This is a genomic window from Methylobacterium sp. WL19 (assembly GCF_008040005.1).
Lineage (GTDB): Bacteria > Pseudomonadota > Alphaproteobacteria > Rhizobiales > Beijerinckiaceae > Methylobacterium > Methylobacterium bullatum.
Map to the genome: position 1 here is coordinate 1 of NZ_VRVC01000013.1, position 13,281 is coordinate 13,281.

Here is a 13,281-nt window from a genome sequence, read left to right on the forward strand (position 1 = left end):
GGCGGGCTCGGCCTCCTGGGAGGATTCGGGAGCGGCGGCGGCATCGACGACCGGTGAGGGTTCGGGAACGGCGGCGGTCTCCACCGGGGAGGGCGGCACCGGCGACGGGACCTGCCCCTCCGGGCGGGGCCGGGCCAGATGGTGCGTGGACGAGGAGGTGCGGGAACGGCGCGCCTTGGGCTTCTGATCCGGCGAGACGATGGACGCGATCCAGGCTTCCACCGGCACGCCGGCGCGGCGCGCCACGTCGCGCGCGGCGTCGAGGACTTCCGGATCGAACTCTTCCAGGTTCAGCGTCGCGTTGCGTTTCATCGTCAAACCCGGGGCAGCGAGGTCCGTGACCCAATCCGACGTGTCGTTGTGCAACGTGGGGGTGTCGCAGCGGCAGGCAAACGGATCGATTGCCCACGACATTTGATACTCTTGGTAAACAGCGGGTTAAGCCCTGTGCCAAACTGATCATATCTCTCGGGAAAGGCGCCGGAAGGCGCCCCCCCTTCCCCTCCCGGGCTCGATAGTTTATATGTGAACCATCAAGCGCGCCGTGGCCTCCGGGCCGAATCGAGCACGCGGTCGAACGGGTGGAGGACAGACGACATGCCGACGTACCGGGCACCTGTGGAGAACGTTCGGTTTCTCCTCGACGACGTCTTCGCGTTCCACGGCCGCAACAACCTGCGCGGGTTCTCCGATGCGTCGCCCGACCTGATCCAGGCCGTGCTCACCGAGGGCGCCAAGCTCGCCGAAGAGGTGCTGACCCCCCTCAACGCCATCGGCGACAGGCAGGGCTGCACCCGGCACGCCGACGGCAGCGTCACCACGCCGGACGGGTTCAAGGCCGGCTACGCCGCTTATGCGGCGGGCGGCTGGATGGGCATTTCCGTGCCGGAGGAATATGGCGGCCAGGGCCTGCCGCACACGATCAACACCGCGATCTCCGAATTCGCGTCGTCGGCCAATCTGGCGCTGACGATGTATCCCGGCCTGACGCAGGGGGCGATGGCCGCTCTCCTCGTCCACGGCTCCGAGGAGCAGAAGGCGACCTACCTGCCGAAGATGGTCGAGGGTGCCTGGACCGGCACGATGAACCTCACCGAGCCCCATTGCGGCACGGATCTCGGACTCCTCAAGACCAAGGCCGTGCCGAACGGCGACGGCTCCTACAGCCTCACCGGCACCAAGATCTTCATCTCGGCCGGCGAGCACGACCTGTCGGAGAACATCGTCCATCTCGTCATCGCCCGGATCGAGGGTGCGCCGGCCGGCACCAAGGGCATCTCCCTGTTCGTGGTGCCGAAATTCCTCGTCAACGAGGATGGCTCGGTGGGCGAGCGGAACGGCGTCTCCTGCGGTTCCCTCGAACACAAGATGGGCATCCACGGCAATTCCACCTGCGTCATGAACTATGACGGCGCGAAGGGCTGGCTCGTCGGCCAGGAGAACCGCGGTCTCAACGCGATGTTCGTGATGATGAACGAGGCGCGCCTCGCGGTGGGCGTCCAGGGTCTCGCCCAGTCGGAGGTCGCCTACCAGAACGCCGTGGCCTACGCGAAGGACCGGCTCCAGGGCCGCTCGCTGACGGGGGCAAAGGCACCCGACAAGGTCGCCGACCCGATCATCGTCCACCCGGACGTGCGCCGGACCCTCATGGGCATCCGCGCCTTCAACGAGGCCGCCCGCGCTTTGGTGCTGTGGACCGCGCTCCAGGCCGATATCGGCCACCGATCCGACGACGCGGCCGAGCGCCAGAAGGCCGAGGATCATATGGGCCTGATGACCCCGGTGGTGAAAGGCGTGCTCACGGACAAGGGGTTCGACAACGCGGTGGCGGCCCAGCAGCTCTTCGGCGGGCACGGCTACATCGAGGAATGGGGCATGTCGCAATTCGTGCGCGATGCCCGCATCGCCATGATCTACGAGGGCGCCAACGGCATCCAGGCCATGGACCTCATCGGCCGCAAGCTGCCCAAGGATGGCGGCCGGGCGATGATGGGCTTCCTCGCCGAGGTCCAGACCTTCATCAAGGACCATGCCGAGGTGGAGGGCATGGCCCCGTTCACCGCGCCGCTCCAGGCCGGCCTGAACGACCTCCAGGGCGCCACCATGTGGTTCATGCAGAACGCCTTCTCCAAGCCGGACAATGCCGGGGCCGGCGCCACCGACTACATGCACCTCCTCGGCCTCGTCGCCATGGGCTACATGTGGGCCCGGATCGCCAAGGCGGCGCTGGCCCGCATCGCCCAGGGCCCGTCGCCGGAGATGGACGACAAGCTCGTCACCGGCCGGTTCTACATGGAGCGGACGCTGCCCGAGACCGCCATGCGGCTGGTGCGGATCAAGGCCGGGGCCGAGACGACCATGGCGCTCGGCGCCGAGGCGTTTTAGAGCGGACGACAGACTTTCAGCTCACCACGTCATTCCGGGGCGCTCGCAGAGCGAGCCCGGAATCCAGAACCGCCGACGCGATAAATCTTGGATGTGTTCGCGGATCTGGATTCCGGGCTCCGCTTCGCGGCCCCGGAATGACGGTAAGACCGAGAGCAGACTTTGAAAGCCGTCGCTCCGCAGGAGCGGACAACAGGGAAACGCATATGCCCGAGGCCTTCATCTACGATCACGTCCGCACGCCGCGCGGCCGCGGCAAGCCGGATGGCGCGCTGCACGAGGTGACGGCCCTGCGCCTCGCCGAGACGGCCCTGCGCGCCCTCAAGGAGCGCAACGGGCTCGACACGCGGCAGGTGGACGACGTCATCCTGGGCTGCGTCGATCCCGTCGGCGAGGCCGGCGGCGACATCGCCCGCGCGGCGGCCCTGGTGGCCGATTACGGCGACCACGTGCCCGGCGTGCAGATCAACCGCTTCTGCGCCTCCGGCCTCGACGCGGTGAATTTCGCCGCGGCCCAGGTCATGGCCGGCCAGCACGACCTCACCATCGGCGGCGGCGTCGAATCCATGAGCCGCGTCGGTCTGGGCGCCTCGGGCGGGGCCTGGCCGGTGGACCCGGCCATCGCGATCAAGTCGTGGTTCATGCCGCAGGGCGTCTCGGCCGACCTCATCGCCACGAAATACGGCTTCTCCCGCGACGATTGCGATGCCTATGCGGTGGAGTCGCAGAAGCGCTCGGCGAGATCCTGGGCCGACGGGCTGTTCGGCAAGTCCGTCGTGCCGGTGCGCGACGTCAACGGCATCACCTTGCTCGACACCGACGAGCACATGCGTCCCTCCACCGACATGCAGTCGCTGGCCGGGCTGAAGGCCTCCTTCGTCCAGATGGGCCAGATGGGCGGGTTCGACGCCGTGGCGATCGACGCGCATCCCGACGTGGAGACGGTGAACCACGTCCACCATGCCGGCAATTCCTCCGGCATCGTCGACGGCGCCGCCGCCGTGCTGGTGGGTTCGAAGAAAGCCGGAGAGCGGGCCGGGCTCAAGCCGCGCGCCCGCATCCGCGCCTTCGCCAATATCGGCTCTGATCCGGCGCTGATGCTCACCGGACCGGTGGACGTGACGAAGAAGGTGCTGGCGCGTGCCGGCATGACCGTCGCCGATATCGACCTGTTCGAGGTTAACGAGGCCTTCGCCGCCGTGGTCCTGCGCTTCTGCCAGGCCTTCGGGCTCAACCCGTCCGAGGTGAACGTCAATGGCGGCGCCATCGCCATGGGCCATCCGCTGGGCGCCACCGGCGCGATGATCCTCGGCACGGTGCTCGACGAGCTGGAGCGCACCGGCAAGGAGCGCGCCCTCGTCACCCTCTGCATCGGCGCCGGCATGGGCACCGCCACGATCATCGAGCGGGTGTGATGGGGCGCTATCCCTCCCAAACCCTTCGGAACGCTGCTAAACGGCGCACTCCCGCCGCCGATGCCGGCGGCGCAATCATAAACACCGGGAGACACGCCACGATGACACGCCTTCTCGCGACCCTGATGCTGACGACCGCGCTCTGCGCGCCGTTCGCCGCCCATGCGGACGACGCCGCCGACCGCGTCGCGGTCGCCAAGGATCTGGTTCAGAAGACCCTGATCAAGAACCTCGAAACCGGCTTCACCGGCGCCCTGGAAAAGACCGTGCAGCCGATGCCCGAGGACAAGGCCGAGGCCATCCGCAAGGAGGTCCGCGCCGAGTTCGACAAGCAGCGCGAGGTGATGATCGAAGGATTGTCGAAGGCCTATGCCGAGAAGTTCAATCTCGACGAGCTCAAGCACCTCAGCGGCATCTACGACGACAAGATCTACCAGAAGTTCCAGGCGATCAATTCGGACCCGGCCTCGACGGTCACGGTGATCTCGCAGGGCGCGGTCACCAAGATCCTGAACATGCTGGCCATCGCCTCGGCTGGCGACAGGCCGGCGGGCGCACCGCCGCTGCCCGGAACGGCGCCGGCCAAGTAAAACCCGATTGAGGTCGATCCAGCGGAGGATCGACGGCGGGGCCGCACCGCCTGGGGCGGCCCTGCATGAGACCGACGACGCGAACATGCAGGCGCAGCGACGCGACGGGCGCGCCGAGAGGAGCGCTATGACGCCAGGGCGGCGAGGCGCGGCTCCCGTGCCTCGAATCCGGCGACACTCGGGAGGGCTTCGAGTTGGGGGCGGGCGAAATGATAGCCTTGGAACAGCGTTGCCCCGAGCTCGCGCAGGGTCTCGAGTTCGCCCCGCGTCTCGACACCTTCCGCGATGACCGAGACGCCGAGCTGGCGCGCGATGGAGATGATCCCCGCCGTGATGATCTGACGGCCCTTGTCCGTATCGATGCCGCGCAGGAGCTCCATGTCGATCTTGATCAGGTCGGGACGGAAGTTCGCCAGGAGGTTGAGGCCGGCGAAGCCCGCGCCGAAATCGTCCAGCGCGGTGAGAAAGCCCTGCTTGCGATATTCGGCGACGATGCGCTTCACATGGTCGATGTCCCGGAACTTCTCGTTCTCGGTGAACTCGAACATGATCCGGTCATGGGCGAATCCGGCCCGGCGCGCCGCCTCCAGCGAGGAGCGGATGCAGGCCGCCGGCTCGTAGACCGCGTTCGGCATGAAGTTGATGGACAGCTTGGTCTCGTCGTCGACGGGGAACAGCCGGCCGGCCAGCTCGATGGCACGCACCCGCGCGGCCTGATCGAAGCGATAGACCGTCGTCTCGGTGACGCGATCGAGGATGGAGGCGGCGGACTGGCCTTCGGGGCCGCGCACCAGCGCCTCGTATCCCCACACGCGCTGAGCGTCGAGATCGAGGATGGGTTGGAACGCCATGGTAAACGTAAAGTCGAGATCGGCGCCGTCGCGGCATCCCTGGCAGACGTTTCGCGCCAACATTCGATAAGTTTCCTCGTTCCACCTTTTCGATCCTGGGATTCTTTATCCAGCCCAAATTTTTAAAACGTCTTAATAGCCTCACGCCTCAAGCCGACCCCACAAGGATCAGACATGAATCTCACGAACTTCAGCTTCGAGGTCGATTCCGACGGTATCGCGCTCGCGACCTGGGACATGCCCGGCCGCTCGATGAACGTCTTCACCGAAGGGGTGATGAGCGACCTGCATCAGGTCATCGACGCCGTGGTGGCCGATCCGGTCGTGAAGGGCTGCGTCATCACCTCGGGCAAGGACAACTTCTCCGGCGGCGCCGACCTGACCATGCTGCAGGGCCTCGGACAGGCTTACGAGACGCTGAAAGCCGAGAAGGGCGAGGAGGAGGCCATGCGCCACTTCTTCGAGGAATCGCGCAAGCTCACCCTGGTCTTCCGCAAGTTGGAGACCTGCGGCAAGCCCTTCGCGGCGGCGGTGAACGGCATCTGCCTCGGCGGCGCCTTCGAACTCTCGCTCTCCTGTCACCACCGGGTGCTGTCCGACGACCCGAAGACCCGCGTCGGCCTGCCCGAGATCAAGGTCGGGCTGTTCCCCGGCGCGGGCGGGACCCAGCGCGTCCCCCGCCTGATGCAGACGGGCGACGCCCTGCAGATGCTGTTCAAGGGCGAGCAGATCCGTCCGCTCATGGCCAAGAACATGGGCCTCGTCCACGAGGTCGCGCCGAAAGACGAGATCGTCGAGAAGGCCAAGGCCTGGATCAGGGCCGGCGGCTCGCCCGTGGCCCCCTGGGACCAGCCGAAGTTCAAGGCACCCTCGGGCAAGGTCTATTCGCCCGCCGGCATGATGATCTGGCCCCCGGCCAACGCGATCTACCGCCGCGAGACCCACGATAATTATCCGGCCGCCAAGGCCATCCTCGCCTCGGTCTACGAGGGCCTGCAACTGCCGATGGACCTCGCCCTGCGGGTCGAGAGCCGGTACTTCGCCAAGATCCTGCGCTCCAAGGAGGCGGCGGCGATGATCCGCACGCTGTTCATCTCCATGGGCGAGCTGAACAAAGGCGCGCGCCGGCCGAAGGAGATCGCCAAGACCAGCGTGAAGCGGGTGGGCGTCGTCGGCGCCGGCTTCATGGGGGCCGGGGTCGCCTACGTCAGCGCCAATGCGGGGATGGAGGTGATCCTCCTCGACCAGTCCACGGACGCCGCCGAGAAGGGCAAGGCCTACGCCCACAAGCTCGTCACCGACCAGATCAACAAGGGCCGGGCCAAGACCGCCGACCGCGAGGCGCTTCTCGCGCGCATCACCACCAGCGCCGATTACGCCGACCTGTCATCCTGTGATCTCGTGATCGAGGCGGTGTTCGAAGATCCCAAGGTGAAGGCCGAAGTCATCGCCAAGGTGGAGGCGGTGATCGGCGAGGACGTGATCTTCGCCTCCAACACCTCGACCCTGCCGATCTCGGGCCTCGCCAAGGCGTCCCGGCGCGCGGGCAATTTCGTCGGCATCCACTTCTTCTCGCCGGTGGAGAAGATGATGCTCGTCGAGATCATCAAGGGCGAGGAGACCGGGGACGCGGCGCTCGCCACCGCCCTCGACTACGTCCGCGCGATCAAGAAGACGCCCATCGTCGTCAACGACAGCCGGGGCTTCTTCGCCAATCGCTGCGTCGGCGCCTATCTCTACGAGGGCCACAAGATGCTCATCGAGGGCATCCCCGCCGCCATGATCGAGAATGCCGGCCGCCAGGCCGGGATGCCGGTGGGGCCCCTCTCCCTCACCGACGAGGTCGCCGTCGACCTCGCCCTGAAGATCGTCAGGGCGACCGAGGCGCAGCTCGGCGCCGAGGCGATCGACCCCGCCCAGAAGGCTCTGCTCACCACCCTGGTGGAGGGCGAGGGCCGGCTCGGGCGCAAGAACCGGAAAGGCTTCTACGACTATCCGGACGGCGCCTCGAAGAAGCTCTGGCCCGGATTGTCGGAGCTCCAGGCGACGCGGATCGACCCCGACGACGTCGATTTCACCGAGCTGAAGCAGCGGCTACTGGTGGTTCAGGCGCTGGAGGCCGCCCGCACCGTGGGCGAAGGCGTCATCACCGACCCGCGCGAGGCCGATGTCGGCTCCATCCTCGGCTTCGGCTTCGCCCCTTTCACCGGCGGCGCCCTGTCCTACATCGACTTCATGGGTGCGAAAGCGTTCGTGGCCCTGGCCCAGGGTCTCGAGGCCAGGCACGGGGCGCGCTTCGCGGTGCCGGAGAACCTCCTGCGCATGGCGGAGGCCGGCGGCACTTTCTACGGCGAGGCCGCAGCCAAGAAGGCGGCGTGAACGAACATTCCGGCTCGGGACATCCCCTGCCGGGGTCACATGACGGGAGGGAGCGTTCCATGAGCACGACCGAAGCGACCACCGCCGATCAGGTCGGCGCCGACGGAACGCCCCTGCGGGTCACGGCGACACCAGCCGCCATCGCCCTGATTGAGGAATTGCGCGCCGAGCACGGGCCGGTGATGTTCCACCAATCGGGCGGGTGCTGCGACGGGTCCTCGCCCATGTGCTACCCGGTGGGCGACTTCCTCACCGGCGACAGCGATGTCCATCTCGGCCAGGTGGCCGGCGCGGATTTCTGGATCAGCCGCCCGCAGTTCCAGGTCTGGAAGCACACCCACCTGATCCTCGACGTGGTGCCCGGCCGAGGCGGCATGTTCTCGCTGGAGAACGGCCGCGACAAGCGCTTCCTCATCCGCTCGCGGATTTTTACGGATGCGGAGAACACGGCGCTCGAAGGCGCTTGCCGGATCTGATCGGGAGGCGGCGCCCACGGCTGGTCTGGACGTGAGATGCACGACAGATGTCGCGCACGGTTGCGACGGCCCATGGGTCTGCGCCCGGGCATCAGCCCGCGCCTCCACCCAAGCGGCCACGATTGTCCTCACTTCGCAGGCACGGTCCGTGCGGTGAGCTTGTTGCCATCGGGATCACGAAGGTAGGCGACGAAGGCGCCGTTCGGACGCTGAGAGGGAGCGCTCTCGATTGCGCTGCCCCCACGCTCGGTGCCGGCCTGATGCCAGGCGAGAACATGGTCGCGGCTCGCAGCGGCGATACCGATCGTTCCGCCGTTGGCCGCGGTTGCGGGCTTGCCGTCGATGGGTGTCGTGATCATCAGCCGACCGCCCTCATGGGAATAGATGAGCCTGCCTCTGGCATCCATCTCGCCGGGCTCGGCCCCCAATGCGACGAAGGTCGCATCGTAGAAGGCTCGGGCCCGCTCCAGGTCGTTGCTGCCGATCATCACGTGCGTGAACATCGAGTCTCTCCGGAAAGGGGCGGCACGAGATAACGGCGGTCGAGCCTGGAGCCGAGTCCAGTCCGTCTGCGAACGCGCATCCGGCTTTCGCAGAACTACGGCTCCCAATCCCTGATGCTCCGGGATGGAAGCCGGGTCGTCGGTTTTCGACCGCCTTGCGGAAGATAAAGGACGAACCTCTCGGCTCACCCCACCTTCACCCGCCAGATGTCGTCGGCGTATTCGCGCATGGAGCGGTCGGAGGAGAACCAGGCCATCCGGGCGGTGTTGAGGATGGCCTTCTTCCACCAGCTCGCCTTGTCGATCCAGGCGGCGTCGATCTCCCGCTGGACGCGCCAGTAATCGTCGAAATCGACGGTGAGCAGGTAGCGGTCGTTGTGGCGCAAATCGTCCACGATCGGCTGGAAGCGGCCGCGCTCCTCCGGCGAGAACCCGCCCGCCTCGATGAAGTCGAGGGCGGCGGCGAGGCGCGGCGAGGCCGCGATGGCCCGGGCGGCGTAATCCGGCTCGGCCGCGCGCTTCTGAACCCCGGCCGCGTCGAGGCCGAAGATGAAGATGTTGTCCGCCCCCACATGGTCGCGGATCTCGATATTGGCGCCGTCGAGTGTGCCCACGGTGAGCGCGCCGTTCAGCGCCAGCTTCATGTTGCCGGTGCCCGACGCCTCCATGCCGGCGGTGGAGATCTGCTCCGATAGGTCGGAGCCGGGGATGATCGCCTCGGCGAGGCTGACGCGGTAATTCGGCAGGAACACCACCTTGAGCCGGCCGGCGATATCCGGGTCGCTGTTCACGAGCTTGGCCACGTCACAGGCGAGCTTGATGATGAGCTTGGCCTGGACGTAGCTCGGCGCCGCCTTTCCGCCGAAGATCTTGACGCGCGGCGTCCAGTCCTTGTGCGGCTCGGCCTTGATCGCCTGGTAGAGCGCCACGGTCTCGATCACGTTGAGGAGCTGGCGCTTGTATTCGTGGATGCGCTTGATCTGCGTGTCGAACAGGGCCGACGGATCGACGACGATGCCGGTATTCTCGGCCACCACCTTGGCCAGCGCCTCCTTCCGGGATGTGCGCATGGCGGCGTAGCGGGCCTGGAAGGCGGAATCGGCGGCGTAATCGGCCAGCCCCAGCAGCGCCTCGGGATCGTCGAGGACGCGCTCGCCCACCACCTCCACGGCGAGCTTCGTCAGCTCCGGGTTGCAGTTGTGGAACCAGCGCCGAAAGGTGATCCCGTTGGTCTTGTTGACGATCTTGTCGGTGTCGAGGGCGTGGAGGTCCTTGAATACCGTGGAGCGCATCAGGTCGGTGTGGAGCGCCGAGACGCCGTTCACCCGGCGTGCGCCTAGGAAGGCGAGATGGCCCATCCGCACGCGCTTGCCGTTGGCCTCGTCGATGAGCGAGACCGAGGCGAGCTGCGCCGCATCGGCCCTGCCGTGGCGTCCCTGCTCTTCGAGATGCATCCAGTTGATCAGGTAGATGATCTGCATGTGGCGCGGCAGTAGCCGCTCCATGAGCTCCACCGGCCATGTCTCCAGCGCCTCGGGCAGGAGGGTGTGGTTGGTATAGCTCAGGGTATGGGTGGTGATGTGCCAGGCATCCTCCCAGGCGAGGCCGTGATCCTCGAGGAGGATGCGCATCAGCTCCGGCACGGCAATGGCCGGGTGGGTGTCGTTGAGCTGGATCGCGGCATGGTCCGGCAGGGAGCGCAGGTCGCCGCGCTCGGCCACGTGCCGGGAGACGAGGTCCTGCAGCGAGGCCGAGGTGAAGAAGTATTCCTGGCGCAGTCGAAGTTCCTGGCCGCTCTCCGAGGAATCGCTCGGATAGAGCACCCGCGAGATCGCCTCGACCTTGGACCGGGCCGCCACCGCGCCCACATGGTCGCCGCCGTTGAACTGCGCGAGTTCGAGGGGCGAGTTCGCCTCCGCCTTCCAGAGCCGCAGGGTGTTGACGTGCTTACCGCGCCAGCCGACCACGGGGACGTCATGGGCCACGGCCCGAACGGTCTCGGCCGGGTGCCAGTGCCGACGGATCACGCCGTCCGAGATCGCCGACATGGTGACGTGGCCGCCGAAGCCGATCGTGTAGGTCGCTTCGGGCCGCACGAATTCCCAGGGATTGCCCTCGGCGAGCCAGGTTTCCGGCGCCTCCTTCTGCCAGCCATCCTCCAGGGATTGCTTGAACAGGCCGTGATCGTAGCGGATACCGTAGCCGATGGCGGGGATCGACAGGCTCGCCATGCTCTCCATGAAACAGGCGGCGAGACGGCCGAGACCGCCATTGCCGAGCGCCGCATCCGGTTCGGCCGCCTCGACGTCGCCGAGTTCGATGCCGAGATCGCGCAAGGCCCGGCGGGTCGTATCCACGAGGCCGAGATTGTTCATGGCGTCGGACAGGAGTCGGCCGATGAGGAATTCGAGGGAGAGGTAATAGACGCGCTTGTTGGGGATGCTGGTGGACCTGCCGTCCATGCAGGCATCGACGATCCGGTCGCGCAGGGCCAGGGCGGTGGCGGCGAACCAGTCGCGCTCGCGGGCGGTCTCGGGGGTCTTGCCGATGGCATAAGCGAGCTTGGCGAGGATGGCTTCGCGCAGATCCGCCACGGGGTCGCCGGAGGCGGGCTTGGCCGGAGCGGTCCAGCCCGGCCGGGCCGGGGCGTCTCCGGCGGCGGTACGCGTGCCGATGTCCTCGCTCCGAGCGGTGGCGCCCAGGATTTCGTTCAGCATGGTCTCATTCCCCCTCAGTGTCGCTGCCGCAGAGCGCTGTTCGGCACCCGCTTCTTCCGGCGGTGACCGTGCGGCGGCGTCGCTATGGACAGGTCGGACTTCCGGGATCGACCGATCCCGCTGGCGGTGACCGGTCCCCGCGATTCGCCTGTCTCCCATCCAAACCGTGCGGGAATGAGACCATTTAGCGCTGAAGGTTTCATGAATGCGGCGGAAGCGCGCTGGCGCGGCAGCGGGAAGGAGGCCCGGGGCGGGGTCGCTTGGTGCTCCGCCACAGGCTAGGCTGTGACCGGCATCGGGGTGTGAATCGGGGGGCGGATGACGTCAGGCGAGACGACTGTTCCGGATCTGGCGAAAGCCGTCTGGTGGAAGCGGGGGACCGTCTATCAGGTCTATCCGCGTTCGTTTCAGGACACCAATGGCGACGGTGTCGGCGATCTTCCCGGCATCACGCGCCGGCTCGACTATCTCGCCTGGCTCGGCGTCGACGCCGTCTGGATCTCGCCGATCTATCCCTCGCCCATGGCGGATTACGGCTACGACGTCGCCGATTATTGCGGCGTCGACCCGCTCTTCGGCAGCCTCGCCGACCTCGACGCGCTGATCGCGGAGGCCCATGCCCGCCGGCTCAGGGTCATCCTCGACTTCGTGCCGAACCACTCTTCCATCGCGCATCCGTGGTTCACCGAGAGCCGCGCCTCGCGCGAGAATCCGCGGCGGGACTGGTACATCTGGCGCGATCCGGCGCCGGATGGCGGGCCGCCCAACAACTGGCTGAGCAATTTCGGCGGCCCGGCCTGGACCTTCGACGAGCCCAGCGGCCAATATTACTACCACGCGTTCCTGAGCCAGCAGCCCGACCTGAACTGGCGCAACCCGGCGGTGCGGGAAGCGATGCACGACGTCCTGCGTTTCTGGCTCGACCGGGGGATCGACGGGTTCCGCGTCGACGTGATCTGGCACCTGATGAAGGACGAGGGCTTTCGCGACAATCCGGCGAACCCCGCCTTCCACCCTGAACAGCCGGAGATCAACCGGTTCGATCAGGTCTATTCCGCCGACCGCCCGGAAGTGTTCGACATCATCGCCGGCATGCGCCGCGTGCTGGACGGTTACGACGACCGGGTGCTGATCGGCGAGATCTACCTGCCGATCGAGCGGCTGGTGGCTTATTACGGCCCCGGTCTGACCGGCGTCGACCTGCCGTTCAACTTCCAGCTGATCCAGACCCCGTGGCAGGCCGATGCCGTGGCGGCCCTGGTGGACGAGTACGAGGAGGCGCTGCCCCCCGGCGGCTGGCCGAACTGGGTGCTGGGCAACCACGACCAGCCCCGCATCGCCGCACGGATCGGCGAGGCGCAGGCGCGGATCGCGGCGATCCTCCTCCTCACCTTACGCGGCACACCCACGGTCTATTACGGCGACGAGATCGGCCTCGCCCATGTGGAGATCCCGCCGGAGCGGATGCGAGACCCCTGGGGCTTCAACGAGCCGGGCCATGGCCGCGACCCGGAACGGACCCCGATGCAGTGGGACGACACCGAGCATGCCGGCTTCAGCGAGGCCGAACCCTGGTTGCCCTTGAGCGCCGACCGGGACAGGCGGCATGTCGAGGCCCTGCGCGACGATTCCACCTCGATCCTCACCCTCTACCGGAGGCTCCTGCATCTCCGCCGCGCCTATCCGGCCCTGGCGGTGGGAAGCTACCGCAGGCTCGATACGGACGGGCTCGACCACGTCCTCGCCTATGAGAGGGTGGAGGCCGGCGAGACCGTGCGGATCGTACTGAACTTCTCGGGCTGGCCGGTCCGGTTCCCGCTGGCGGGCGAATCAGGCTGGAGCGTCCTCCTCTCCACCCATCCCGGACGAGCCGATATCGGCGCCTCGGAGGTGCTCGACATGGCCGGAAACGAGGGCGTGATCCTGCTCCGGCACCCTGACTGAAGGCGGCGGAGCCGAGGGAGG

The 13,281-nt window shown here is 67.1% G+C and carries 10 protein-coding genes; 6 read left to right on the plus strand and 4 right to left on the minus strand.

The features are described from left to right. Positions 1–312: hypothetical protein (locus tag FV220_RS04530; protein WP_187273329.1), on the minus strand; the 312-nt coding region annotated here is incomplete at its 3' end. A gap of 285 nt (positions 313–597) precedes the next feature. On the opposite strand from FV220_RS04530, the gene FV220_RS04535 reads away from it, so the two are divergent. The 3 genes from FV220_RS04535 (at position 598) to FV220_RS04545 (ending at position 4,390) form a co-directional block, all read left to right on the plus strand. Further along, positions 598–2,385 carry an acyl-CoA dehydrogenase C-terminal domain-containing protein gene (locus FV220_RS04535; protein ID WP_147829906.1) on the plus strand — a complete coding sequence of 596 codons (1,788 nt, stop codon included), beginning with the start codon at positions 598–600 and terminating at the stop codon, positions 2,383–2,385. Between the two features lie 206 nt (positions 2,386–2,591). Further along, a complete protein-coding gene (locus FV220_RS04540) occupies positions 2,592–3,800 on the plus strand; it encodes an acetyl-CoA C-acetyltransferase (protein ID WP_147829908.1) in 1,209 nt (402 codons plus the stop codon). A gap of 101 nt (positions 3,801–3,901) precedes the next feature. Further along, positions 3,902–4,390, plus strand: coding sequence for a hypothetical protein (locus FV220_RS04545; protein ID WP_018042186.1), 489 nt, complete (start codon positions 3,902–3,904; stop codon positions 4,388–4,390). A gap of 125 nt (positions 4,391–4,515) precedes the next feature. Here FV220_RS04545 and FV220_RS04550 read toward each other — a convergent pair whose 3' ends face one another. Further along, positions 4,516–5,304, minus strand: coding sequence for an EAL domain-containing protein (locus FV220_RS04550; protein WP_056150034.1), 789 nt, complete (start codon positions 5,302–5,304; stop codon positions 4,516–4,518). Positions 5,305–5,415: 111 nt separating this feature from the next. Here FV220_RS04550 and FV220_RS04555 point away from each other — a divergent pair, with 111 nt between their 5' ends. Together FV220_RS04555 and FV220_RS04560 are read left to right on the plus strand one after the other, a co-directional pair. Then, positions 5,416–7,620 (plus strand): 3-hydroxyacyl-CoA dehydrogenase NAD-binding domain-containing protein, encoded by a 2,205-nt coding sequence (locus FV220_RS04555; protein WP_147829910.1) that lies wholly within the window; start codon positions 5,416–5,418, stop codon positions 7,618–7,620. Between the two features lie 59 nt (positions 7,621–7,679). Next, a complete protein-coding gene (locus FV220_RS04560) occupies positions 7,680–8,096 on the plus strand; it encodes a DUF779 domain-containing protein (protein ID WP_056426231.1) in 417 nt (138 codons plus the stop codon). 128 nt (positions 8,097–8,224) lie between these two features. Here FV220_RS04560 and FV220_RS04565 read toward each other — a convergent pair whose 3' ends face one another. Both FV220_RS04565 and FV220_RS04570 read right to left on the minus strand, forming a co-directional pair. After that, complete coding sequence (locus FV220_RS04565; RefSeq protein ID WP_147829912.1) at positions 8,225–8,599, minus strand: VOC family protein; 375 nt, start codon at positions 8,597–8,599, stop codon at positions 8,225–8,227. A 185-nt stretch (positions 8,600–8,784) separates the two neighbouring features. After that, complete coding sequence (locus tag FV220_RS04570; protein WP_147829914.1) at positions 8,785–11,316, minus strand: glycogen/starch/alpha-glucan phosphorylase; 2,532 nt, start codon at positions 11,314–11,316, stop codon at positions 8,785–8,787. Between the two features lie 318 nt (positions 11,317–11,634). Between FV220_RS04570 and FV220_RS04575 the strand changes: the two genes are divergently transcribed. Beyond that, entirely contained in the window at positions 11,635–13,260 is a 1,626-nt protein-coding gene (locus tag FV220_RS04575; RefSeq protein WP_187273328.1) for an alpha-amylase family glycosyl hydrolase, read from the plus strand. Positions 13,261–13,281: the final 21 nt, after the last annotated feature.